The 22,378-nt window shown below is 70.9% G+C and carries 24 protein-coding genes and 1 pseudogene; 20 read left to right on the forward strand and 5 right to left on the reverse strand.

Going from position 1 to position 22,378, the window contains the following annotated elements:
• Window positions 1-74 precede the first annotated feature (74 nt).
• Window positions 75-1,526: a PucR family transcriptional regulator ligand-binding domain-containing protein gene (locus AB0L56_RS02375; RefSeq protein ID WP_365418030.1), complete on the forward strand. Its 1,452-nt coding sequence runs from the start codon at window positions 75-77 to the stop codon at window positions 1,524-1,526.
• 45 nt (window positions 1,527-1,571) lie between these two features.
• On the opposite strand, the pseudogene AB0L56_RS02380 reads toward AB0L56_RS02375, so the two are convergent.
• A pseudogene (locus AB0L56_RS02380) lies at window positions 1,572-1,719 on the reverse strand (anti-sigma factor); the annotation flags it as partial.
• 96 nt (window positions 1,720-1,815) lie between these two features.
• Between AB0L56_RS02380 and AB0L56_RS02385 the strand changes: the two are divergent.
• The gene (locus AB0L56_RS02385) at window positions 1,816-3,138 is read left to right on the forward strand and encodes an Nramp family divalent metal transporter (protein ID WP_361022015.1); all 1,323 of its coding nucleotides are present in this window, start codon (window positions 1,816-1,818) and stop codon (window positions 3,136-3,138) included.
• Window positions 3,139-3,214: 76 nt separating this feature from the next.
• Here the strand turns inward: AB0L56_RS02385 and AB0L56_RS02390 are convergent, their stop codons facing one another.
• Window positions 3,215-4,924, reverse strand: a complete 1,710-nt coding sequence (locus AB0L56_RS02390; protein WP_365418032.1) for a glycoside hydrolase family 18 protein — start codon at window positions 4,922-4,924, stop codon at window positions 3,215-3,217.
• Between the two features lie 438 nt (window positions 4,925-5,362).
• Between AB0L56_RS02390 and AB0L56_RS02395 the strand changes: the two genes are divergently transcribed.
• From AB0L56_RS02395 to AB0L56_RS02430, 8 genes are all read left to right on the forward strand, one after another.
• Window positions 5,363-6,196, forward strand: coding sequence for a hypothetical protein (locus AB0L56_RS02395; RefSeq protein WP_365418826.1), 834 nt, complete (start codon window positions 5,363-5,365; stop codon window positions 6,194-6,196).
• 72 nt (window positions 6,197-6,268) lie between these two features.
• Window positions 6,269-6,976 (forward strand): Flp pilus assembly protein CpaB, encoded by a 708-nt coding sequence (gene cpaB, locus AB0L56_RS02400; protein ID WP_365418034.1) that lies wholly within the window; start codon window positions 6,269-6,271, stop codon window positions 6,974-6,976.
• A 9-nt stretch (window positions 6,977-6,985) separates the two neighbouring features.
• Complete coding sequence (locus AB0L56_RS02405) at window positions 6,986-8,239, forward strand: AAA family ATPase (RefSeq protein WP_365418037.1); 1,254 nt, start codon at window positions 6,986-6,988, stop codon at window positions 8,237-8,239.
• A 14-nt stretch (window positions 8,240-8,253) separates the two neighbouring features.
• Window positions 8,254-8,649: a pilus assembly protein gene (locus AB0L56_RS02410; protein ID WP_365418039.1), complete on the forward strand. Its 396-nt coding sequence runs from the start codon at window positions 8,254-8,256 to the stop codon at window positions 8,647-8,649.
• A gap of 1 nt (window position 8,650) precedes the next feature.
• A complete protein-coding gene (locus AB0L56_RS02415; protein ID WP_365418829.1) occupies window positions 8,651-9,028 on the forward strand; it encodes a TadE/TadG family type IV pilus assembly protein in 378 nt (125 codons plus the stop codon).
• A 33-nt stretch (window positions 9,029-9,061) separates the two neighbouring features.
• Window positions 9,062-10,399: a CpaF family protein gene (locus AB0L56_RS02420; protein WP_365418042.1), complete on the forward strand. Its 1,338-nt coding sequence runs from the start codon at window positions 9,062-9,064 to the stop codon at window positions 10,397-10,399.
• 11 nt (window positions 10,400-10,410) lie between these two features.
• The gene (locus tag AB0L56_RS02425; protein WP_365418045.1) at window positions 10,411-11,355 is read left to right on the forward strand and encodes a type II secretion system F family protein; all 945 of its coding nucleotides are present in this window, start codon (window positions 10,411-10,413) and stop codon (window positions 11,353-11,355) included.
• Window positions 11,356-11,376: 21 nt separating this feature from the next.
• On the forward strand, window positions 11,377-12,264 hold the full coding sequence (locus AB0L56_RS02430) for a DUF5936 domain-containing protein (protein WP_190161366.1): 888 nt from the start codon (window positions 11,377-11,379) through the stop codon (window positions 12,262-12,264).
• Here the strand turns inward: AB0L56_RS02430 and AB0L56_RS02435 are convergent.
• The gene (locus AB0L56_RS02435) at window positions 12,251-12,481 is read right to left on the reverse strand and encodes a hypothetical protein (RefSeq protein WP_361022034.1); all 231 of its coding nucleotides are present in this window, start codon (window positions 12,479-12,481) and stop codon (window positions 12,251-12,253) included. The two genes, AB0L56_RS02430 and AB0L56_RS02435, sit on opposite strands and share 14 nt — an antisense overlap.
• Between AB0L56_RS02435 and AB0L56_RS02440 the strand changes: the two genes are divergently transcribed.
• The 6 genes from AB0L56_RS02440 to AB0L56_RS02465 all read left to right on the forward strand — a co-directional run bounded on the left by AB0L56_RS02440 (window position 12,480) and on the right by AB0L56_RS02465 (window position 16,891).
• Window positions 12,480-13,877, forward strand: coding sequence for a histidine kinase (locus tag AB0L56_RS02440; protein WP_365418832.1), 1,398 nt, complete (start codon window positions 12,480-12,482; stop codon window positions 13,875-13,877). The two genes, AB0L56_RS02435 and AB0L56_RS02440, sit on opposite strands and share 2 nt — an antisense overlap.
• Window positions 13,874-14,698: a response regulator transcription factor gene (locus AB0L56_RS02445; protein ID WP_365418047.1), complete on the forward strand. Its 825-nt coding sequence runs from the start codon at window positions 13,874-13,876 to the stop codon at window positions 14,696-14,698. The genes AB0L56_RS02440 and AB0L56_RS02445 overlap by 4 nt, the downstream gene beginning before the upstream one ends.
• A gap of 157 nt (window positions 14,699-14,855) precedes the next feature.
• Entirely contained in the window at window positions 14,856-15,053 is a 198-nt protein-coding gene (locus AB0L56_RS02450; RefSeq protein ID WP_365418050.1) for a hypothetical protein, read from the forward strand.
• Window positions 15,053-15,655: a pilus assembly protein TadG-related protein gene (locus AB0L56_RS02455; RefSeq protein ID WP_365418053.1), complete on the forward strand. Its 603-nt coding sequence runs from the start codon at window positions 15,053-15,055 to the stop codon at window positions 15,653-15,655. Before AB0L56_RS02450 ends, AB0L56_RS02455 begins: the two co-directional genes overlap by 1 nt.
• A gap of 34 nt (window positions 15,656-15,689) precedes the next feature.
• Window positions 15,690-16,268 carry a hypothetical protein gene (locus tag AB0L56_RS02460; RefSeq protein ID WP_365418056.1) on the forward strand — a complete coding sequence of 193 codons (579 nt, stop codon included), beginning with the start codon at window positions 15,690-15,692 and terminating at the stop codon, window positions 16,266-16,268.
• 23 nt (window positions 16,269-16,291) lie between these two features.
• Complete coding sequence (locus AB0L56_RS02465; protein WP_365418059.1) at window positions 16,292-16,891, forward strand: OmpA family protein; 600 nt, start codon at window positions 16,292-16,294, stop codon at window positions 16,889-16,891.
• Here the strand turns inward: AB0L56_RS02465 and AB0L56_RS02470 are convergent, their stop codons facing one another.
• Window positions 16,892-17,263: a DUF192 domain-containing protein gene (locus AB0L56_RS02470; protein ID WP_365418062.1), complete on the reverse strand. Its 372-nt coding sequence runs from the start codon at window positions 17,261-17,263 to the stop codon at window positions 16,892-16,894. It abuts the gene before it with no gap.
• Window positions 17,264-17,412: 149 nt separating this feature from the next.
• Between AB0L56_RS02470 and AB0L56_RS02475 the strand changes: the two genes are divergently transcribed.
• The 3 genes from AB0L56_RS02475 (at window position 17,413) to AB0L56_RS02485 (ending at window position 21,108) form a co-directional block, all read left to right on the forward strand.
• Window positions 17,413-19,764 carry a Tox-REase-5 domain-containing protein gene (locus tag AB0L56_RS02475; RefSeq protein WP_365418065.1) on the forward strand — a complete coding sequence of 784 codons (2,352 nt, stop codon included), beginning with the start codon at window positions 17,413-17,415 and terminating at the stop codon, window positions 19,762-19,764.
• A 100-nt stretch (window positions 19,765-19,864) separates the two neighbouring features.
• Window positions 19,865-20,599, forward strand: a complete 735-nt coding sequence (locus AB0L56_RS02480) for a hypothetical protein (protein WP_365418068.1) — start codon at window positions 19,865-19,867, stop codon at window positions 20,597-20,599.
• Window positions 20,596-21,108 carry a hypothetical protein gene (locus AB0L56_RS02485; RefSeq protein WP_365418070.1) on the forward strand — a complete coding sequence of 171 codons (513 nt, stop codon included), beginning with the start codon at window positions 20,596-20,598 and terminating at the stop codon, window positions 21,106-21,108. The genes AB0L56_RS02480 and AB0L56_RS02485 overlap by 4 nt, the downstream gene beginning before the upstream one ends.
• Window positions 21,109-21,128: 20 nt before the next feature.
• Here the strand turns inward: AB0L56_RS02485 and AB0L56_RS02490 are convergent, their stop codons facing one another.
• Window positions 21,129-21,308 (reverse strand): hypothetical protein, encoded by a 180-nt coding sequence (locus tag AB0L56_RS02490; protein WP_365418892.1) that lies wholly within the window; start codon window positions 21,306-21,308, stop codon window positions 21,129-21,131.
• On the opposite strand from AB0L56_RS02490, the gene AB0L56_RS02495 reads away from it, so the two are divergent.
• Window positions 21,307-22,182 carry an LLM class flavin-dependent oxidoreductase gene (locus AB0L56_RS02495; protein ID WP_365418073.1) on the forward strand — a complete coding sequence of 292 codons (876 nt, stop codon included), beginning with the start codon at window positions 21,307-21,309 and terminating at the stop codon, window positions 22,180-22,182. The two genes, AB0L56_RS02490 and AB0L56_RS02495, sit on opposite strands and share 2 nt — an antisense overlap.
• Window positions 22,183-22,378 lie beyond the last annotated feature (196 nt).

Here is a 22,378-nt window from a genome sequence, read left to right on the forward strand (position 1 = left end):
GGAGGCGTCACAGTCTCATCCACCCGGATGAGCAGCCACAATTGTGTATGTCACAGAGACGTACGCTGTTTTATGTGGCCGAAAACAAACTCACCGTCGGTGATCTGCTGTCCTTCCCCGCGCTCCGGCTCTCCGTGAAGGCCGGCAGCGCCGGTCTCGACCGGTCCGTGTCCTGGGCGCACGCCAGCGAGCTCGCCGATCCCACGCCCTGGCTCCTCGGTGGCGAGGTGATCATGACGGCGGGTCTGGCCGTCCCCCGTACCGCCGCCGGGCAGCGCGCCTACCTGGAGCGGCTGGACGACGCGGGGGTGTCGGCTCTCGCCCTCTCCGCACAGCTGCACATGCCCCCGCTGCACGACACGTTCTTCCAGGCGGCGGACGAGCGGGGCTTCCCGGTCCTCGAGGTGCCGCTCGCCGTCCCGTTCATCGCGGTCGCCCAGGAAGTCGCGGCCGCCGCCAAGGAGGACGCCCGGCACCGGCTGGGCGCGCAGCTCCAGGTCTTCGACGCGCTGCGCTGGCTGGTCGCCGAGGACCTCGACACGCCGTCGCTGCTGCGCCGTCTGGAAGGCCTGTCGGGTTACGAGGTCCATCTGTGCACACCGCAGGGCCGCCCGCTGCTGCCCGGCGTTCCCGTGCCGGATCCGGCCGTCCTGCCCGCTTCCGTCGACGCCCCGCCGACGATTCCCGGCGGATTCGTCCTCCCGGTGCCCGCGCCCGGCGGCCCGGCGGGCTTTCTGGTCGCCTACGAGCGTCAGGGTGCCCAGCCCGGGGGACTCGCCGTCGCCCAGCACATCGCCACCGTGGCGGCGCTGCGGCTGGCGATGGTGCGCACCGAGCGGGAGACGATGCGCCGCGAGGGCGCGGAGACGCTGGCCGAACTGCTGCAGGAGGTGCTCGATCCGGAGACGGCCCGCCGCCGGCTCGCCCGGCACGCGATCGAGGGCGACACCGTGCTCCTCGTGGTGCGCCACACCACCGACGAGGCGCTGCTGCGCTGTCTGGAGGACCAGCCCCATCTGCTGCTCACCCGCGGCGAGGACCGCTACGTCCTCGGGCCGTCGGAGCTGGCGGAGGCCGTCGGTGAGCTGCCGGGCGTGACAGCGGGGGTCAGCCGCCCGTTCCAGCCGGGCGCACCGCTGAAGGTCGCCCAGCGCGAGGCGCTCTGGGCGGTCGCCAAGGCCGGGGAGTCCGGCCGCCCCGTCGTCCGGTACGGCGACGACTCGACCGGGCTGTGGCTGCCCGACGACCCTGCCGTCCTGACCGCGCTGGTCGAGCACGTGCTCGGCGAGGTCCTGCGCTATGACGAGGCCCATGGCTCGCAACTGCTGGTGTCCGCCCGTACCTGGATGGAGCGCGAGCGCCGGACCGAGACGGCCGCGGCGGCGCTCCACATCCACCCCAACACCCTCGCCTACCGGCTGCGCCGGTTCGGCGCGCTCACCGGCCGTGACCTGACCTCGACGGGGGCGCTGGCCGAGGTCTGGCTGGCCATCCAGGCAGCGGGAGCGCTGGGCCTGACCGATTGAGCACGCCGGTGGCCGGCCGGAAGCGGGAAGGTGCGGGAGCCGCGAGCTGGTCGGCTGCTTCGATCCCCATCGGGTTCGACGGTCACGGCCAGGGACGTGGCGGACCGGGCAGCTGCCGTACGCGTCCCCCCGGCGGGTTGCCGTATCCGCTGAGGGTGACGACGGCCCGCCCCTCCTGGGCGGAAGCGATCACTTAGGGTTTTCGCGTCGGGGACCGGTCCATGGGCATCTCGTGAAGATCCCCGCACGCCCTCTTGTCCGGCCGTCACCCATCCGCTTTCTTGACCCCATGGCGGACACCACGGGAAAGACCCAGGACACCGGCGCGGCGAGCGACCCCGGCCCCGACCCGCGCAAGTCCGGTTGGCGCTACATCGGCCCCGGAATCGTCGTCGCCGCGACCGGTGTGGGCGCCGGTGACCTGGTGGCCACGCTCATCGCCGGCAGCAACTTCGGATACACCCTGCTGTGGGCCGCGGTCCTCGGCTGTCTGGTGAAGATCTCCCTCGCCGAGGCGTGCGGCCGGTGGCATCTCGCCACCGGCCGCACCCTCTTCGACGGCTGGGCCGGCATCGGCCGCTGGACGACGTGGTTCTTCGGCGTCTACGCCGTCATCTGGGGCTTCGTCTACGGCGCGGCGGCGATGTCGTCCAGCGGCCTGCCGCTGCAGGCGCTGTTCCCTGACGTGATGGACCTCGAGTACTGGGCCATCGCCTGCGGTCTGGTGGGCCTGGTCTTCGTCTGGTTCAACAAGTACGCCGTCTTCGAGAAGGTCATGACGGTCCTGGTGGGCGTCATGTTCGTGGTGACCGTCTATCTGGCGGTCCGGGTCACCCCGAACCTCGGCGAGGCCTTCGCCGGCCTGCTCCCGGTCCTCCCGGACGAGAAGGACTCGGTCCTCAACACCCTCGGCCTGATCGGCGGCGTCGGCGGCACCATCACGCTGGCCGCGTACGGCTACTGGGTCAACGCCAAGGGCTGGACCGGCACCGGCTGGATGCGGATCATGCGGCTGGACAACCGGGTCGCCTACGCCACCACCGGCATCTTCGTCGTCGCGATGCTCATCGTCGGCGCGGAGCTGCTGCACTCGGCGAACATCGCGATCGCCGGCGGCGACAAGGGCCTGATACAGCTCGGCGACATCCTGGAGGAGGAGTACGGCACGGCCACCGGCAAACTCTTCCTCATCGGCTTCTTCGCCACCTCCTTCACCTCCCTGATCGGTGTCTGGCACGGCGTCAGCCTGATGTTCGCCGACTTCCTCGCCCGGCAGCGGGGCGAGCGCGAGGCGCGGGGCGACGAGCTGGCCTCCGGGCGCCGCGAACGCTCCTGGGCCTTCCGCGCCTATCTCCTCTGGCTCACCTTCCCGCCCATGGTCCTGCTCTTCGAGGACGAACCCTTCCGCCTGATCATCATCTACGGCGTCCTGGGCGCCGCCTTCATGCCGTTCCTCGCCCTGACTCTGATGTGGCTCCTCAACTCCTCCCGTACACCACGCGAATGGCGCAACGGACCCCTGAGCAACACCATGCTCACCATCGCGGGCCTGCTGTTCCTGGTGCTGTGCGTGAAGCAGATCTGGGACCAGCCGTGGTCGGAGTTCTTCTGACGCGCGGCTACCGCAAGAAGGGGCCCCGCCCGCAGTGCTGTGGACGGGGCCCGGGAACCGGGAGCCGGACGACCGGCTACGGCAGGGCGTGCACGTGCGGGCCGACCGCGTTGGACCAGGCGTTGTTCGCCGTGGCGTCCCAGTTGGTGGACCAGGTCATCGCGCCCCGCAGGGACGGGTAGGTCCGGGACGGCTTGAAGCTGCCGCAGCCGGTGCCCCTCGTCAGGCAGTCCAGGGCGTTGTTCACCACGGACGGAGAGACGTAGCCGCTGCCCGCGCCCCGGGTGGAGGCCGGGAGGCCCAGGCCGACCTGGGACGGGTCGAGGCCGCCCTCGAGCTGGATGCAGGCCAGCGCGGTGAGGAAGTCCACCGAGCCCTGGCTGTAGACCTTGCCGTCGCAGCCCAGCATGGAACCGCTGTTGTAGTACTGCATGTTGACGACCGTGAGGATGTCCTTCACGTTCAGCGCGGTGCGGAAGTACGCGTTGGACGTCGACTGCATGTCGATGGTCTGCGGGGCCATCGTCAGGATCATCGACGGGCCCGCCTTCGCCGACAGGGAGCGCAGCGCCTGCGTCATATAGGTCGCGTTGAGGCCGTTCTCCAGGTCGATGTCGACGCCGTCGAAGCCGTACTCCCGCATCAGCGCGTACACCGAGTCGGCGAAGTTCGCCGCGGAGGCAGGGTCGTTCACCGAGACGGTGCCCTTCTCGCCGCCGACCGAGATGATGACCTTCTTCCCGGCCGCCTGCTTGGCGCGGATGTCCGCCTTGAACTGGGCGACGGTGTAGCCGTTCAGGCCCGCCGAGTCCAGGTTGAAGGTCACGGCACCGGGAGTGCCGGTGGCGTCGGCGAAGGCGACCGCGATGATGTCGTACGCGGACGGGACGTCCGAGATCCGCTGGACCGCCGCCCCGTTGTTGAAGTTCTGCCAGTAGCCGGTCACCGCGTGCCGGGGCAGGTCACCGCCGCCGCCCCCGCCGTCGTCCTTCGTCCGCGCGGACACCGCCGTCGACTTCGGCGACTCGCCGGCCGCGTTGGCCGCCGCGACCTGGAAGGAGTACGACGTCGAGGCCGCGAGCCCGGTCACCGTCGCGGACGTGCCCGAGACCGCCGTCACCTTGGTGCCGTCGCGGTAGATCGTGTAGCCCGTGGCCCCCGGCACCGCGTTCCACGCCAGGGACACCGACGACGCCGTCGTACCGGAGACGCTGAGGCCGCCCGGGGTGCCCGGGACCGTGGGGTCCGGGTCACCGCTGCCGCCCCCGTCGGGGCCGAACACCGACAGGTCGTCGGCGTAGTAGGGCTGCTGGCCGTACCAGCCGTGGGTGTAGACCGTCACCGAGGTGGTGTTCGAGCCGGTGGTGAAGGTGGTCGACAGCTGCTTCCAGCTGCCGCTGTCCGGGGTCCAGGTGGACACGTCCGTCGTACCGGTGCCGGTCACGCCCAGGTAGGCGTACCCGCCCCGCACCCAGCCGCTCAGCTTGTACGTCGAGCCGGGCTTCACCGCGACCGTCTGGGTGCAGCGGGCGTTGTCCTGCCCTGCCGGGGTGGCTTTGAGCGCGGCCGTGCCGCCGTGCGCGGGGGAGGAGACGGTGCTGCCGCTGTTCGCGGAGCAGGTCCAGTTGCTCAGGCCCGCCTCGAAACCCGCGTTCTTGGCGTTGTTGACGTCCGCGGCGGACGCCGGGCCCGCGCCGGTGAGGGGCAGGGCGACGGCGAGGGCGGAGACGAGAGCTCCGGCCCGGACGCGTCTGCCGCGGCCGGGCGTTCGGGGTGCGCGGTCCACTTGGGGCCTCCGGTGGGGGAGTTGGGGAAGGCTGGGACGACGGTGGCCACCGTTGGAGACAACGTGGTCCAGACCAATCTTCTTGTCAATAGGTCCAGACCAGAAAGGTCGGCATTCAGGACGGGAGTAGGCCCGGCGCTCGGAGGGAAGCGTGGGCCCAAGGGCCCGGGGTCGGGTCCGGCGTCAAGTCGCGTGCACAGGACTCACACCACTGGGTCCGTATCGAGACCGGCGAGATGCTCAACCTGCCCCGATTTGACGCATCTTGTGCACCAGTAGTTGCTGTACGGCTACACAAACGCTGTTCTCCGGTCACAGGCCCGCGGTTACAGTGCTCACGTAGTCACGCAGTGAAGTCGCCGGGGTGCGTCGGAGTGACGCCCGGCGGGCTGCCGGGATGGGGAGAACGGGGAGCCGCGCGTGCCAACTGCCATTGCCGTGACCGGCGCCGACATGGCGTTGCCGGCCCAGGACGAACGGACCCTGCCCGCCGTCGTGCTGCGGGACGTCGAGACCCGCCCGCTGGACCAGGTGCTGACCGAACTGCAGATGATCCTCGAGCAGCACGGCCATCTCATCGTCGTCTGCTCCCAGGCCGCCCCCACCCCGGTCCAGCGGCGGCTGCACACCCTGCGCTCCCTCCTGGAGAGCGACCGGATAGCCCTCTTCCGGCCCGATCTGCCCCCGCTCGGACTGGCCGTCCTGGCCCGCCAGTTGCGCCAGCTCGCCTCCTGCGACCTCAGCCCCGGCGTCCTCGCCTCGGCCGGCCGCCTGCTGATCCACTACATCCACTCCGGGGCCCTGCTCGGCTCCGTCGCCCGGCTCGACCGCGTCCCGGTGAACCTCAAGCAGCACGCCAAGTCGTGGATGCCCGGCAGCCAGTTCGCCGTACTCGCCCACCCCCAGCCCCAACTCGTCCGCCTCGGCCCCGAAGCCGCCCTCGACGGCCCCGAGTTCGGCACCTGGATGCTGGTCGCCAGAGGACAGCTCCAGTCCGACTGGGTCACCACGACCCTGGCCCCCGCCTGGAAGGTCCAGGGCCTGCGGGAGACACCACTGCCCGCCGCGTCCCCGGGCTGGTGGGGGACCGGCAAGCTCGTCGAGTTCTGCACCTATCTGCCCGACCTGTCCGTCCTGTATCAGCTGGTCACGTCCGTACGTCGGGGCACCTGCCACTGGTGCGGCATCGACGTCATCGGCGACCGCTGCGTGTTCTGCTCCGCCGTACCACCCGCCCCCGAGGGCACACCCGCCCTCGCCCGGCGCACCTGACCCGTCCGCCACCGCACCATCCCGACCGCCCGAGTCCGCTCGACCGCTATCCCCGATGAGGTTGTACGGTTCATGAACTCCCGTCAGCGCCGCGGCGTGATACTCCTGCTCCTGTCGGTCCTGTGCGCCCTCGGCGCGTTCGCCGGCGTGCTCTCCGTCATCAGCGACGTGAAGTCCAAGGTCGGCCCCGAAGTGACCGCCTACCGGCTGAAGTCCGACATCGCGCCCTACACCGCGCTCGGCACGGATCAGTTCGAGAAGATCGAGATGCCCGAGCGGTGGCTGTCCCAGAACGCCGTCACCGACCTCGACGACATCCGCGGCAAGATCGCCGTCACCACCCTGCAGAAGGGCTCCCTGCTGCAGAGCGACATGATCGTGGACCAGCCCGCCCTGCAGCCGGGACAGCAGGAGGTCGCCATCATGATCGACGCGGCCACCGGCGTCGCCGGCAAGATCACCCCCGGCTCGACGGTCAATGTCTACGCCACCTTCGAGGGCGAGGGGGAGGGCGACCCCGCCCAGTCCAAGATCATCGTGACCAACGCCAAGGTCCTGGACGTGGGCCGGCTCACCGCCCTCCAGCCCGACGAGAACGACCGCGGCCGGCAGCCCACCGACGCCGTACCGATCACCTTCGCCCTGTCCGCCATCGACGCCCAGCGCATCACCTACGCCGAGTCGTTCGCCCAGCGGGTCCGGCTCGCGCTGGTCGCACCCGGGGGCGACACCACCGTCCCCGAAGAGGACCGGACGTACGAACTCGCGAAGGACAAGTGAGAGGCCCGCATGCCCACCAGGATCCTCCCGGCAGTCGGCGACGCGGACGCGGTCCGGTCCATCACCACACTGCTCAGCCAGCTCCCGGACGCCGAGCCGGTGGCCCCGGTGGTCGACTCCACCCAGCTCATCGACACCCTCGCGCGCCTGGCCGCCGAGTCCGTCGACGAACTGCCCGAGGTCGTGGTCGTGCATGAGCGGATCGGCCCCGTCCCCGCCCTGGAGCTGATCCGCGAAGTCGCCCTGCGCTTCCCCTCCGTCGGCGTCATCCTCGTCACCTCCGACGCGAGCCCCGGCCTCTTCCAGGCCGCCATGGACTACGGCGCCCGCGGACTGGTGGCCCTCCCGCTCAGCTACGAGGAACTCGCCAGCCGCGTCCAGGCCGTCGCCCAGTGGTCGGTCGGCGTACGCCGCCATCTGGGCGCGGGCGTCGACGTGTTCACCGGCGTCGGCGGCACCGTCGTCACCGTCAGCGGCGCCAAGGGCGGGGTGGGCGCCACCCTGACCGCCATCCAGCTCGCCCTCGCCGCCCAGGCGTCCGGCCGTACCACCGCCCTGGTCGACATGGACCTCCAGACCGGTGACATCGCCTCCTACCTGGACGTCCAGTTCCGGCGGTCCGTCGTCGACCTCGCCGCGGTCGGCGACATCTCACCGCGCGTCCTGGCCGACGCCGTCTTCCGCCACGACACCGGCGTCGCCCTGCTGCTCGCCCCCGCCGAGGGCGAACGCGGCGAGGACGTCACCGACCGCGCCACCCGCCAGATCGTCAGCGCCCTGCGCTCCCGCTACGAGGTCGTCGTCATCGACTGCGGCGCCCAGCTCGGCGGCGCCGGCGCCGCGGCCGTGGAGATGGCCGACCGGGCCCTGCTGGTCACCACCCCCGACGTCATCGCCGTACGCGGCGCGAAGCGGGCGGTGCGGATGTGGGACCGGCTGCAGATCCGCAAGGCCGAGGAGACCACGGTGGTGGTCAACCGCCACACCCGGGCCACGGAGATCCAGCCCCCGCTCATCCAGAAGATCACCGGCACCACGGTGGCGGCCACCACGGTCCCCGCCCACTTCAAGGAGCTCCAGTCGGTCGTGGACGCCGGCCGCGTCCACGAACTGGAGGCCAAGAGCACCGTGAAACAGGCCCTGTGGGGCCTGGCCGGCGAACTCGGCCTGGTCAAGGCCACCGAGGGCGCCCACAGGAGCGGCCGGCTGCGCGGCGACCGGGGGTCGGTGAGCTTCCGGCGGAAGAGGGACGACGGGGGATGAGGGGAGCGAGGGGCATGCGCATGAAGGGCTTACGCGAGCACCGCGACCGGGGCCAGGTCACCGTCGAGTTCCTCGGCATGACCCCGACGATCCTGGTCACGCTGGTGGTGCTGTGGCAGCTCGTCCTCGTGGGATACACGTTCACGCTCGCGGGGAATGCTGCGGACGAGGCGGTACGGGCGGCTACGGCGACGGCACCGGGCGCCCGCCAGGGCGCCTGCCAGCAGGCCGGCCTGGACAAGCTGTCGGGAGCGTGGGCGGGGGGAGCGACCGTGAACTGTGCGACGGCGGGCGGCTTCGTCACCGCCGACGTGGAGCTGGACGTCCCCCTCCTCTTCCCGGGCACCGTCTCCTTCCCCTTCGAGGTGACGGGGCACGCGGGAGCGGTCGAGGAGGAGAAGGGTGACTGAGATGCGGATGCCCTGTCGGCGAAGCCGGCACCTTCCGAAGGAACGGGACCACGGCCAGGCGGCCCTGGAATACCTGGGCTTCCTGCCCATCCTGCTCATCGTCGCCATGGCCGCCGTACAGCTCGGCCTGATCGCCTACACCGCCCAGCAGGCCGGCACCGCCGCGCGGGCGGGAGCGCGCAGCGCGTCGCTGGACGAGGGCGCCCAGGGAGCCTGCACGGCCGCCGTCAGCGCCTGGCTGGCCGACGGCACCGACTGCGGGGAGGCGCAGGGCGGCGACGAGGTCACCGTCACCGCCACGATCGACATCCCCTCGATCGTCCCCGGCTGGGACTTCGACCCCGCCAGCAAGAGCGCCACGATGCCGATGGACCACTGAGGGACCGGGACAAGGACGAGGAGCGCGCGACTCATGAGCCTGCGGGCACGCATCAACTCCCCCGAGGAGACGGCCGGCCGGGGCGAGGACGGCCACCTGGTCGCCTCCTACCGGGCCAAGCTCCTCGAGGAGATCGACCTCGCGGAGATGAGCTCGCTGGCCGCGGCCGAACGCCGGGTCCGGCTGGAGCGCGTCCTGGGCCACATCATCAGCCGCGAGGGCCCGGTCCTGTCGACCGTCGAACGCTCCCAGCTGATCCGCCGCGTGGTCGACGAGGCACTGGGCCTCGGCATCCTGGAGCCCCTGCTGGAGGACGCGTCGATCACCGAGATCATGGTGAACGGGCCCGACGCGATCTTCGTCGAGCGCGGCGGCCGGGTGGAGCAACTCCCCCTGCGGTTCGCCTCCCACGACCAGCTGATGCAGACGATCGAACGCATCGTCTCCACCGTCAACCGCCGCGTCGACGAGTCCAACCCCATGGTCGACGCCCGCCTCCCCTCCGGCGAACGCGTCAACGTCATCATCCCGCCGCTCTCCCTGACCGGCGCCACCCTCACCATCCGCCGCTTCCCGCGGTCCTTCACCCTCCAGGAACTCATCGGCCTGGGCTCGCTCGACGAACACATGCTGTATCTGCTCGCCGGGCTGGTGCAGGCGCGCTTCAACGTCATCGTGTCGGGCGCGACCGGCACCGGCAAGACGACCCTCCTCAACGCCCTCTCCGGCCTGATCCCCGAGGGCGAACGCATCATCACCATCGAGGACTCCGCCGAACTCCAGCTCCAGCAGCCGCACGTCATCCGCCTGGAGTCCCGCCCGCCGAACGTCGAGGGCAAGGGCAAGGTCACCATCCGCGACCTCGTCCGCAACTCCCTGCGCATGCGCCCCGACCGCATCGTCGTCGGTGAGGTCCGCGGCGGGGAGTCGCTGGACATGCTCCAGGCGATGTCGACCGGCCACGACGGCTCCCTCGCCACCGTCCACGCCAACAGCGCCGAGGACGCGCTGATGCGCCTGCAGACCCTCGCCTCCATGTCCGACGTGGAGATCCCCTTCGTCGCCCTGCACGACCAGATCAACAGCGCCGTCGACGTGATCGTCCAGCTCACCCGCTTCGCCGACGGCGCCCGCCGCATCACCGAGATCGCCCTGCTGGAGAGCCACGGCGGCGAACCGTACCGGCTGGCCACGGTCGCCCGCTTCCACGCGCAGCCGATGGCAGCCGACGGACGCGTCCACGGCGTCTTCGACCATTACCCGCTGCCGCGCCGCACCGCCGACCGCCTCTACATGGCGAGCCAGCCCATCCCGCAGGCGTTCGGCATCGCCCAGTCCGCCGACCAGCTCGCCACCAGAGAAGCCAGGTAGGAACCGTCCCCATGGATCTGCAGAACCTGATCACGCTGACCACCGGCATCACACTGCTGACCTGCGTCCTCGCGGTCATCGGGGTGCATTCCTACGCCTCCGGCAGGGCGCAGCGCCAGGCACTGGTGGACCGCCTGACGGCCACCGGTCAGATCCCCGTCGTCGGCCGCCGCCGCCACTTCCCGGCCCTGGACCGCCGCCTGCGCCGCACCGGGCTCGGCCGCAAACTGGAACTCCGCCTGCTGGCCACCGGCCTGGACATCACCCCCGGCGAGTTCTTCGCCGCCATGCTCGCCGCCGTCGCCGGCCTCTGGCTCGTCGGCCAGGCCACCCTCGCCCCGTTCTTCGGCCCGATCGCCGGGCTGCTCGGCATCTGGGCGGCGCTGCAGTTCCTCAACTGGCAGCGCCAGAAACGCATCGAGAAGTTCATCAACCAGCTCCCGGAGCTGGCCCGCATCCTGGCCAACGCCACCCAGGCCGGCCTGGCCCTGCGCACGGCCATCGGCATGGCGGCGGAGGAACTGGAGGCCCCGGCCGGCGAGGAACTGGCCAAGGTCGCCAACCAACTCGCCGTGGGCGCCTCCATGGACGACGCCCTCGGCGAACTCGCCGACCGCCTCCCCTCCCGCGAACTCGTCGTCCTGGTCACCACACTGGTGCTGTCCAACCGGGCGGGCGGCCAGGTGGTGAGCGCGCTCAGGAACCTCACCGAGACCCTGGAGGAGCGGAAGGAGACCCGGCGCGAGGTCCGCACCCAGCTCTCCCAGGTCAGCATGACGTCGTACGCCGTTCCCGTCCTCGGCATCGGCTCGTTGTTCCTGATGAACGGCGTGAAGGACGGCGCCCTGGAACGCATGACCGGCTCCCCGGCCGGACAGGCCGCGGTGATCATCGCCTTCGGGCTGTACGCCGTCGGCTTCGTCCTCATCCGCCGACTGTCCCGCATCGACGTCTGAGCGGCGAGGAGGCTGACTGACATGGGACTCCTGCTCGCCCTGCTGATGGGCCTCGGCGTCTGGGGCATCTTCGCCGGCATCCGCATGTACCGCGCGGAGGCCAAGCTCCCCGGCGACCTGATGCTCGCCCTGGAGGTCGGCTCCACCCGCACCGGCGCGGTCGACTCCCTCGTCGACCGCATGGGCATGCGCTACGCCCCCGCCGTGCTGCGCCTCATGGGCCCCAAGCAGGTCGCCAAGTACCGCCGCAAAATCGACCTGGCGGGCAACCCCGGCGGCCTCACGATCGACCGCTACGCCGCCCGCCGCGCGGTGTACGGCGCGCTCGGCGGGATCGGCTTCCTGGTCTTCCTCATGCGCGGCCAGCTCTTCGTGGCGCTGCTGCTCCTGGCGTTCGGCGCCTTCTGGACGGAGGTCGGCATCTGGTCGGCGATCCGCATCCGCAAGGACGTCATCGAACGCACCCTGCCCGACTTCCTGGACGTACTGGCGGTGGTGGTGAGCGCGGGCCTGGGCTTCCGCCAGGCACTGGACCGGGTGTCGTCGAAGTACGAGGGCCCGTGGGCGGACGAACTGCGCATCACGCTGCGCCAGATGGACCTGGGCATGAGCCGCAGGCAGGCATTCGCGGAACTGCGCCGCCGCAACGACTCCGAGCAGGTGGCGATGTTCGTCACCGCGTTGCAGCAGGGGGAGGAGCTGGGCGCGCCGATCGTCGACACGCTGGTGTCGCTGGCCAAGGACATGCGCCGCACGGACGCGCAGAACGCCCGCCGGAAGGCGGCCCGCGCGGTCCCCAAGGCCACCATGATGATCACCACCTTCATGGTTCCGGCCACGATGATCCTCCTCGGCGCCGGCCTGATCCTCGGCTCCGGCACCGACTTCGGCTCCATCACGGGCGAGTAGGACGGGGGCAGGGTGCGATGACGACGACCAGGGAACGCACGGGGCTGCTGCGCCGCCCGGCGAAGCCGTCCGAGATCACCACACCGCCGGCGGGCACGGTCCTCCCGCCCGACGTGAGGACGGGCGCCCCGGACATCCCGGTGACCTCGGCGACCCCGGCGCTGCCGCCGGGGTGGGAACCGGTGAGGGGTGTTCCGGCGAGGGGACCGGATGCCATCCACGGACGGGATGCCGCCGACGGCGCGGAAGCCCCACAGGGGCCACCCGCACCCGACAACGAATCCCGCATGAGTGGTGCGGGTGGGAACCCCCATCCGGCCGAAGGCCGGATGCACCCCCCACAACCCGCACCGGCACGGGCAACCGCCCCGGACGTCCAAATCCAGGTGAACGCCCTACAAGCCCTGTGCCGGCAGGCCTTCGGCTTCAGACTGGCGATGATCGCCCTGGCGTCCCCCGCCGCACTCCTCAACGCCGGCCCCGGCTGGGGCACCCGACTCGTCGCGACAGCCGTCGTGGTCACCTTCATGGCGTCCTACGTCCTCTTCCGCGACTGGGAACGCTTCGGCCCCCTTCTCCTGCGCCACCCCGCCCTCCTGGCGGTGGACACCCTTTTCGGAGCCCTGCTCCTCGTCTCGGCGGGCCCGGACACCACCCTCGCCTACGTCAGCGTCTGCACCCCCCTCCTCGCCGGCCTGATCTACGGCTGGCGCGGCGCCGCGGTCTTCGCCTCCCTCCAGGGCCTGATCCTCCTGCTGGTCTACGCGACCCTGGAGAACCCGCACGCGGAACTCGCGCAGACGCTGCTCCTGCCGGGCCTGTGCGTCATCGCCGGGGCGGTCGGCTCGAGCCTGCGCAACCTGATGCTCCGCCTCGGCTCGGCGACCCAGGCCCTGACGACGGTCCGGGCCAAGCTGGCCGTCACGGAAGCCGTCAGCGCCGAGCGGGCCCGCCTCGCCCGCGAGATGCACGACTCGGTGGCCAAAACCCTGCACGGGGTGGCCCTGGCGGCGGACGGTCTTGCGGCCACGGCCGGCGCACCCCATATGGACCCGGCCCGGGTGACACAGCAGGCGGAACTGGTGGCCCGCTCGGCCCGCAGAGCCGCTGCCGAATCCCGGGAACTCCTGACCGACCTGCGCAGGGAGTCCGACCCGGGCCAGGGCACGGACGTACTCGTGGAACTCGCGGCCCGCACCAAGAACTTCAGCAAGCGCACCGGCCTGCCGGCGTCCTACAACCCGACCGGCGAGGACACGGTCCCGCCCGTCCCCCCGGCGGTGGCACGCCAACTCCTCACCATCGCCTCCGAGGCGATGGAGAACGCCCACCGCCACGCGAAACCGACCCGCGTCGACGTCCAGGCCGGCGTCCACGGCGACCTGCTCCGCATCAGCGTGTACGACGACGGCACCGGACTCCCCCCGGGCACGAACCTCGCCCACCTGCGCAAGGCCGGCCACTTCGGCCTGGTCGGCATGGTCGAGAGGGCGGCCTCGGTCGGCGCCCGCATCCGCATAGGCCGGGGCACACGGGCCCGGGGCACGGAGGTCCGCCTGGAACTCCCGCTCGCGGCAGTGACACCGGCAATCCCCACGGAGGCCACCCCATGACGACACCGCCGAACCCCTTCGCGAACGTCCCGCCGCCGTCCCCCCTCCGCGTGGTGGTGGCGGACGACAACCCGGTGGTCCGCGCCGGCCTGACCGCCCTCCTCACCGGCCGGGAGGACATCACGGTCGTGGCGGAGGCGGCGGACGGCAGGGAAGCGTACGAGGCGGCCCACAATCACCGCCCCGACGTCGTCCTCCTGGACGTCCGCATGCCCGGCGTGGACGGCATCTCGGCACTGCCGCACCTGGTCGGCATCGCCCCGGTCGTGATGCTGACGTACAGCAGGGAATCGGAGATCGTCCAGGAGGCGCTGCGGCGCGGGGCGGGCGGCTACCTGGTCCATGGCGAGTTCACGGCGGACCAACTCGTATCGGCGGTACGGGACATCAAGGACGGCCGCCCGCACTTCACGCCGACGGCAGCCGGGGCGTTGCTGTCGCAACTGAGGCAAGAGCCACCGGGCGGACACCCACTACCGGACGGACTGGGCGCAACTCAGGCAACACGCCCACCTGCTTCTGCAGAAAACCTTTCGCGACTGCAACCGGATATGGCACAGTCGTCGTCTGGGTGGACAAGCGGCCGCCCGGCCGCTCCCGACAGGTCGAGGTTCCAACTCAGCGCGAGGGAGGCGGAGATCATGGACCTCATCGCATCCGGCATGAACAACCAGCAGATCGCCGCCACGTGCTTCATCAGCGAGAAGACGGTCAAGAACCACATCAACCGCATCTTCGCGAAGCTCCACAGCACGAGCCGCTCCGAGGCCGCGGCAAAGTGGCTCGGCACGGCACCGGCTTCGGACCGGGGAGTGGGGTGACCTGAGATGAGGTCAGGAGGGAAGACGCGGTGGGCCTTGGTTTGGGCCCGGAATTGGGCCCTGGGACCCTCCGACGGACGGGGCACCCGGCCGTACGTTGCTCGTGTCGAAAGCGGCCCCACGAGGAAGGCCGCCACCGCGCCAGAGGGGGAGCCCCATGAGCAACTGGATCAACACGACCGCCCGTTACCTCCAGTCCCGCGCCGCCCGCAACGACAAGGGCCAGACCGCGGTGGAGTACCTGGGCATCATCGCGGTGGTCGTGGCAATCGTGCTGGCGATCACGGGGACGGACATCGGTCAGTCGATCTACGACGCGATCGTGGAGCAGATCGACGAAGTCACCGGTGGTTGATGCGGCAACCCCGTAGGTACGGCGACGCAGGGCAGGCCTTCCCCATCTACATCACGGTGGTGGGGGGCCTGCTCTTTCTCGCGTTCGCGTACTTTGCGGTCGGCCAGGCCGCAGCGAATCGAAACGACGGGCAGACAGCCGCTGACGCGGCCGCCCTTGCAGCTGCTCAGGACAGGCGGGACCAGCTCGCCGGCGCGTGGGTGAAGAACCTGCTCGAGCCGGACAAATGGCAGGCGATCTTCGAGGGCAATGCGGATGGGCTCAGCCCGTCGTGTTGGCGGGCGGACCAACTCGCGGCGCAGAATGACGCTGTTGTTCTGAGCTGCCTTCCTGACGGGCCGCTGGGCTACACGGTGGTGGCCGAAACGAACGACACCGTGGGTGAATCCATCGTGCCTGGCACCGAGGACAAGAAGTCCCAAGAGAAGGCCACTGCCGTGATCGAGCCTGTCTGTGAGTTCGACCTTCCGGTAGAGGAAGCTGCGGAGGACACGCTGCCTCTGCTCACCTGCGAGGGTGCCGAGTGGAAACTGGACCCAAAGGCTCCTGAGGAGCTACTTCCGAAGCCGGAAGACCTCTTCGACGTTCATCTGGCCGACTGACAAGCGAACGACGAGTGATGAAGGAATCAGAGGCATGAGCATGCGGTTCACTACGAAGGCCCGCAGGGGGATGGTCGTGCTGACCGTTGCGGCCGCATTGGCCACCAGTGTGGCAGGGTGCGGCGGGGACGGTGACGACGACAAGAAGCCGAAGACGTCAGCCTCTGCTTCCAAAGGCGGCGGCTCCAACCCGAGTGCTCAGGAAGGATCCGACGATGCCTTGGTAGAACTCAAGGGCGAGGATGGACTGATGCTCAAGATCACCTCCGCCGCAAGGGACGCCGGCGGTTTTGTGACTGTAAGTGGTGAGTTGAAGAACGACGGCTCGGAATCCGTGCGGGTCTCAGTCCGTACCGCGGGTGACGAGACGGAAATCATCAGGCATGGATCATCGCTCGGCGGCGCCACGCTCGTCGACTCGAAGACCAAGAAGCGCTATTACGTTCTGCGGGACACAGACGGGCGCCCCCTGACAACTACGAACATGCCGAGGATCAAGGCCGGGGCATCGATTCCCGTATTCATGCAATTTCCGTCGCCCCCACAGGGGAGCACTGAAGTCACCTTCCAACTGCCCACCTTCGCCAGCGGCACCATCCAGATCTCTGGGTGAGGCAGAAGATGACGCATACGCGCATGATCCTCATCGGAACCGTCGCCTCCCTCCTCGCCGTCACCCCGGGCGTGGTCCACGCGGTCGACGGCCCCAGCGTCCCCCCAGGCACCGAAGCCACCGCCTCGGCTCCCGTGGAACTCGACGCCAACGACCCCGACCTCAAGCTCCCGGACGGCGCCACCCTGGCGGAGCCGAAGGTGCTGGACATCAAGCAGGTCGTCGAAGACCAAAGCGGCGACGAACGCCGCGAGGACACCAACTCCGACGTCACCTTCGCGCTCCAGGCGGAAGTCCTGTTCGGCAAGGACAGCGCCAAGCTCGGTGGAGAGGCGAAGTCCCGTATCGCCGCCATCGCGGACGAGATCAAGACCCAGAACGCGACGAAGATCCGCGTCTTCGGGTTCACCGACAACCTGGGTTCCTCCGCCCACGGCGACGTCCTGTCCCGCAAGCGCGCCAACGCCGTACATGGAGTACTCGTCCAGGAGCTCAGCGACGCGAACGTCACGTACGAGGTCAGGGGCTACGGCGAGCAGTACCCGATCGCCGACAACTCCACGGAGGCCGGCCGCAAGAAGAACCGGAGGGTGGAGATCTCCTTCCCGCGCACACAGAGCTGACTAAACCCGCACTTCCACGCGCGCCCCCGCCCGCAGTCCCCAGCCCTCCATCGCCCCCGCCTCCGCTTCGAGCACGTGCCGTGCCCGGAGCCGGGGCAGTCCGAGCCGCCCCGGTGGCATGGTGCGTACCGCGATGACGCGGAGCCGCCGGTCGAGATAGGCGACGTCGATGGGCATGCGCATCCGGAAGGTGTGCACGCTGTTGGCGGGGGAGAGGAGCAACGCGCCGTCGAGAGAGTCCCGCCCCAGCAAACCTTTGGTGCGGGCTCGGTAAGAGGTCGCGATCTCCAAGCGAACGCGGACGGGTGGCCGCTTCTCCCCGTCCTGCCGCACGGCCAGTTCCCCACGCCCGTCCCGCCAACGGCCCGTCACCGACCGACCCCCTTCGTGAGCTCCTATGGCACGTTGGGCGCTGTTTTGGGCCCACGGGCCCATGCCCCGACCATGCACCCCTTCCTACCCTCAGGGCCTGCCGTGAACCAAACACGGTTGCGAATCGGGGGACTTGAGGAGGGGCGGGCATGGCCTGGATCGGGGGAGGGGCGGAGTCCGGGGCCGTGCCGGGGGCCGGGAGCGGGGGCGGGCGGCGGGACATGCCCCGGCCCCTGTCCCGCGCCCTGCTGCTGGTCCACGCGCTGGCCGGGCTCACCGCGCTCGGCGGTCTGGGTCTGCTGCTGACCGCGGCGTCGCTCGACGCGGTCGACGGCACACTGCTCGCCCAGGTCGCCCACGCAGCCGCTCCCGGCGTGCTCGGCTGGTGGCTGGCCCGCCGCACCTGGCGGGGCGGGGCCCGGGTGTGGGCCGGGCTGATCGCCGTCCAGGCATGGCTGGTCCTCGGCTCCGTGTCCAACCTCGCCGACGGGTCGGCCCGCGGCTTCACCCAGCTGCTCCTTCCGCTCCTCGTCCTCTTCCTCCTGACCCGTCCGGAGAGCCGCGACTGGTACCGCCTCGCCGCACCCGACCGGCGCGAGCACCGCCCCTTCTCCCTGCCCCGGATGATCCGCTGGCGCCGGGACGACGGCCAGACGGCGGTGGAGTACGCGGGTCTGGTCGCGGTCGTCGCGGCGATCATCACGGCCCTCGTCCTCACCGGCCTGGGCGGGCACCTCCTCACCGGCATCCAGGCGCAGGTGTGCCGCGTCACCGGTGCGGCATGTCCGGCGCCCGGGGACGGAGGGGACGGCCAGGTCACGGCGGAGGACGGTGACGGGGACGGCACCGGGGACACGACGACCGGCGGCGACACGGGCAACCCCGGGGGCGACGCCGACGACCCGGGCGACACGGGTCCCGGCGACCCGAACTCGGATGACCCGGGCGGCACGGACGCCGACGACCCGTCGACCGGGCCGACGGACGACGACCCCTCCGCCGTGGACCCCGTGGCCGCCGAGGACGAGATCGACGAGCCGCCGTACGAGGACTCGACCACCGGGGGCGACGACGGCGAGACCGGCGACGAGGGCGACGAAGGGTGCTTCTCCGGCTTCGGTGCCTTCTTCGGATGCGCCGGCGACCAGCTCAAGCAGGTCGGCCAGGGACTGTTCGTCGACGGCATCTGGGGCGACCTCACCGGCATCTGGGACGTGGTGACCAGCCCCGTCGACACCTGGAACGGCCTGATGGACTACGGCAGTTCCCTCGGTGACGAGTGGTGGGACAACACCGCCGACGCCCGCGACAAGTGGGACGACGGCGACTACTTCGGGGCGATCCTCGACTGGGGCGGCGCCTCGCTCGGCACCGGCGGAACCGTCCTGTTCGACTCGTTCATCGGCGACGACGTCGTGGACCAGTGGAACAGCGGCAACGAGACCCGGGCGGTCACCACCGTCATCTGGAACGTCGGCTCCCTCTTCATCCCCGGCTACGGCGAAGCGAAGATCGCCGAGAAGATCGGCTCGCTCGGCCGGCTCAGCAAGGTCGTCGACGACGCCACCGGGGCAGCCGAGGACGCGCGGCGAGCCGCCGAGGCGGGCGACCTCGACGCGCTGGAGGACGCCGCCCGGCGCGCCGACGAGGCCGCGGACGAGGCGGAGGACGCGGCCCGCCGCACCGGCTGCACCCTCTCCGCGCCCGCCCGCGGGATCCCGTACGGCGAAGGCCCCCACCCGGGCATCGGCGGCGGCCCCGGCACGGGCACCACCGTGCTCGCCGCCGGCCCCGTCACGAACCGCCCGTACGTCCTGCTGGCCGAGGGCGGCTGCGACGAGGAGGCCCGGAAGCAGGCCGAGGAGGCCCGCGCCGCCGAGCGCCAGGCCTACCTGGAACGCAAGCGCGCCCAGGAACCGGACCGCGCCCGGGAGGCGCTGGAGAACAGGAAGCAGTACCCCGAGCCCAAGCACGGCGACACGAGCGACCCGCGCAACTACAACCCGCCGGACTGGGCCGACGGCCTGAGCAGTCGCGAGTACGGCGACGCGGACGGCGGCGACGGTTTCTGGGCGAGCCGCGACCGCAACCCCAGCCCCAACTGGCGCAACGAGTCGTGGCTGCGCTACCAGGAACAGGTCACCGGCACCCAGCGCGGATACGAGTACGTCGTCCCCCACCCCGACCCGAAGGTGCCGGACGTCGAGTTCGACGGCTGGGACTCCTCCCGGGAGACCTTCCTGGAGGCCAAGAACGGCTACGACAGCTTCCTGACCTCCGACCGCACGGAACTCACCCCGTCCGGCAGGGAAAAGCTGCTCACCGAGGCACGCCGGCAGGTGAGCGCGGCGAACGGCAAGGACATCGAGTGGCACTTCTCGAACGAGGAGGTCGCCGACGCCGCCCGGGACGCCTTTGAGGACGCCGGCCTGGACATCGAGGTCGTCCACACCGCACCCGACAGGATCGCCGGCGAAAGGAAGCCCGAGGCATTCGACTGACGCCGCTTGAACGGACCAATGACCGCCGCACCGCGCAGGGCATGTCTAAGGTGGTCGCGACGGTGGAAGTGGGCCACGAGCGAGAGCAGAGAGACGGGACATGCGACGCGTGGTGCGGGGCTTCTGGGGCCCCCGGCAGGAGTCGGCGGAGGAACTCGCCGCACGGTGGAGCACGACGTTGGACCGGTTCGCCCTGCTGCTTCCGGAGGCGGCCGGCGGGCCGGGTGAGGCGGCCGGTCACCCGGCATGGACGTGGCGCACCGTTCCCGCCGCCGGGCCCGCCGAAACGATCGGGTCGGACGAGTCGTCGCTGCTGGGCGCGCTGCGTACGGCGCGGGAGGCCGATCCCTGGGCGGCGGCGAACGGCACGTCCCTGCGTCTGCTCGCCACCGGCCTCGCCGACGGCTGGAAGGTGGAGATCGCCGCGCTGGCGGGCGGGACGCCGGACTCCCTGCTCCAGTCGCTGGTCGCCACGATCACCTTTCCCGACGAGGCGTCGCTTCCCGACGCCGCGCTGCTCACCGTCGTCGCGGAGGCCTGGCATCCGGACTACGGGGACGTGAGCGACCGGGCCGTCACCTCCGCCCTGAAGAAGGAGGCGGGCTTCAAGATTGGGACCCCGTCGGTGGGCTGGGTCGGCTATCTGTCGGAGGGCCGCGCCGCGCGCATCCCCGCCGACCTGACAGCCGACCGCGTCGAACTCCCCACCGGGGGCGTCCTCCTCGCCATCGCGTCGCCCGGCGACACCCGGGCCGTCGTCGAGGCGTACAAGACCCTCGAGAAGTCCGGTGCGCTGGAGCCGTTGCCCCGCCCGATGAAGAGGCCCACGCTGTGACAGCCCGCACGGGTGAGCCCTTCGACATGGACCAGGCAGTCTCCGCCGTCGAAGCGGCCCTGTCCGCTTCCCTCCCGGGATCCGGCCCGACAGGCGACGAGGGGGAGCCGGACACCGGCGCCTGGACGTCGACCCGGGGCGAGGGCTTCCTGCTGTTCCCCCTCTGGGAGAGCGCCGCGCTCACGGGTGTGTACGGGCGCGAATGGAACGACGCGGAGGCGACGGCGGAGGCACACCTGGCAACCGTGGTGCGGGAGTTGGACCACCGCTGGGGGCCGCACCGGACGGTGACCATGGGGCCGGCCCTGCTCGGACGCCCGGCGGGCGAGCCCTTCCGCACCCTCGTCGCCAAGGACTGCAACGGCGACCTGTCCGTCTGGGGACCGGTGCCCGCCGCCCCGGGCGCCCGCTGGGCAGCCGTCTCCCTCAACCAGTCCGACGGCGACGCGCCGATGATTCTCACCGCGCTGATCACCGACCGGCCGCTGCCCGATGTGCCTGGGTTGTAGCAGTAGTTGACACCGTTCACTCATCGCGGCGGCCGTATCGGCGAGCCGTACGCGAAGGGCAAGGCGGACCGGACGCCGCCGTGTGGGGTGACGTACCTGCGCTCCTCGGGCGACGGGACGGCGAGTTCGGTGCCACGCAGGACGTCGTCGTCCAGGAAATCCAGGCCGTCGACCGCTGAGGTCGGGTAGGAAGGGCCCATGACCACACTTGGCGCAGTCTTCCGTCCCCAGCTCGCTCCCGAGAAGCTTCGGTCCGTCGCGCGGACCGCGGACGAGAGCGGGCTCGAGGAACTCTGGCTGTGGGAGGACTGTTTCCGGGAGGGCGGGATCTCGACCGGCGCCGCCGCGCTGGCGTGGACGGAACGGGTGCGGGTCGGGGTGGGGCTGCTTCCCGTGCCGTTGCGGAACGTCGCCATCACGGCGATGGAGGCGGCGAGCCTGCACCGTATGTTCCCCGGGCGGGCGACTCTCGGGGTCGGCCACGGGGTGCAGGACTGGATGGGGCAGGTCGGGGCGCGGGTCGAGTCGCCGGTGACCCTGCTGCGGGAGCATCTGGCCGCCCTGCGTGCCCTGCTGGGCGGGGAGCGGGTCACGATCGAGGGGCGGTACGTCATGCTCGACGAGGTCGCCCTCGACTGGCCGCCGCAGGGGCCGGTCGAGATCCTCGCCGGAGCCACCGGGCCCCGCACCGTCCGGCTCACCGGTGAGGCCGCCGACGGGACCATCCTCACCGCGAGTACCTCCCCCGACGGGGTCCGGGATGCGCGTCGGCTCATCGAGGAGGGGCGGGCCGCAGCGGGGCGGACCGGAACGTCCCACAAGGTCGTCGTCTATCTGCTGGCCGCCACCGGGGACGGAGCCGACGAGCGGCTGCGTGCCGAACTGGTCGCCGAGGGGGTCGGTGGGCAGACGGATCTCGGGGTGGCCGGGGACGCCGCCGCCGTGGCGGAGGCGGTGCGGCGGCTGGCCGACGCCGGTGCCGACTCGGTCGTTCTCCAGCCGACCGGTGACGAGCCCGACCCCGAGGGCTTCGTGCGGTTCGTGGCGGAGGACGTACGGCCGCTGGTGCCGTAGCGAGGCGGCGCACACTGGTTTTCGCATTGTTATCGGCCCCGGCTGGCCCCCGGAGCCCGGGATCACATAGGTTCAGACCAAGGTAATTCGCGCCAGCAAAGCTGCGCGGGGTGGTACCGCGCAGTGGAGGGGGCTGCGCGGTGCCGTGCTCAGCGGTCGCTGACTCCGCCGCCGGGTCAAGCGGAGGGCGCCTCCG

Source organism: Streptomyces sp. NPDC052079, from assembly GCF_040680275.1.
Lineage (GTDB): Bacteria > Actinomycetota > Actinomycetes > Streptomycetales > Streptomycetaceae > Streptomyces.

Bases quoted from the DNA above. Each gene is read 5' to 3' on its own strand.
- AB0L56_RS02385 (WP_361022015.1), top strand. From the start codon at position 1,816: ATGGCGGACACCACGGGAAAGACCCAGGACACCGGCGCGGCGAGCGAC.
- cpaB (WP_365418034.1), top strand. From the start codon at position 6,269: ATGAACTCCCGTCAGCGCCGCGGCGTGATACTCCTGCTCCTGTCGGTC.
- AB0L56_RS02405 (WP_365418037.1), top strand. From the start codon at position 6,986: ATGCCCACCAGGATCCTCCCGGCAGTCGGCGACGCGGACGCGGTCCGG.
- AB0L56_RS02410 (WP_365418039.1), top strand. From the start codon at position 8,254: ATGCGCATGAAGGGCTTACGCGAGCACCGCGACCGGGGCCAGGTCACC.
- AB0L56_RS02415 (WP_365418829.1), top strand. From the start codon at position 8,651: ATGCGGATGCCCTGTCGGCGAAGCCGGCACCTTCCGAAGGAACGGGAC.
- AB0L56_RS02420 (WP_365418042.1), top strand. From the start codon at position 9,062: ATGAGCCTGCGGGCACGCATCAACTCCCCCGAGGAGACGGCCGGCCGG.
- AB0L56_RS02425 (WP_365418045.1), top strand. From the start codon at position 10,411: ATGGATCTGCAGAACCTGATCACGCTGACCACCGGCATCACACTGCTG.
- AB0L56_RS02430 (WP_190161366.1), top strand. From the start codon at position 11,377: ATGGGACTCCTGCTCGCCCTGCTGATGGGCCTCGGCGTCTGGGGCATC.
- AB0L56_RS02435 (WP_361022034.1), bottom strand. From the start codon at position 12,481: ATGGCATCCGGTCCCCTCGCCGGAACACCCCTCACCGGTTCCCACCCC.
- AB0L56_RS02445 (WP_365418047.1), top strand. From the start codon at position 13,874: ATGACGACACCGCCGAACCCCTTCGCGAACGTCCCGCCGCCGTCCCCC.
- AB0L56_RS02450 (WP_365418050.1), top strand. From the start codon at position 14,856: ATGAGCAACTGGATCAACACGACCGCCCGTTACCTCCAGTCCCGCGCC.
- AB0L56_RS02455 (WP_365418053.1), top strand. From the start codon at position 15,053: ATGCGGCAACCCCGTAGGTACGGCGACGCAGGGCAGGCCTTCCCCATC.
- AB0L56_RS02460 (WP_365418056.1), top strand. From the start codon at position 15,690: ATGAGCATGCGGTTCACTACGAAGGCCCGCAGGGGGATGGTCGTGCTG.
- AB0L56_RS02465 (WP_365418059.1), top strand. From the start codon at position 16,292: ATGATCCTCATCGGAACCGTCGCCTCCCTCCTCGCCGTCACCCCGGGC.
- AB0L56_RS02475 (WP_365418065.1), top strand. From the start codon at position 17,413: ATGGCCTGGATCGGGGGAGGGGCGGAGTCCGGGGCCGTGCCGGGGGCC.
- AB0L56_RS02480 (WP_365418068.1), top strand. From the start codon at position 19,865: ATGCGACGCGTGGTGCGGGGCTTCTGGGGCCCCCGGCAGGAGTCGGCG.
- AB0L56_RS02495 (WP_365418073.1), top strand. From the start codon at position 21,307: ATGACCACACTTGGCGCAGTCTTCCGTCCCCAGCTCGCTCCCGAGAAG.
- AB0L56_RS02490 (WP_365418892.1), bottom strand. From the start codon at position 21,308: ATGGGCCCTTCCTACCCGACCTCAGCGGTCGACGGCCTGGATTTCCTG.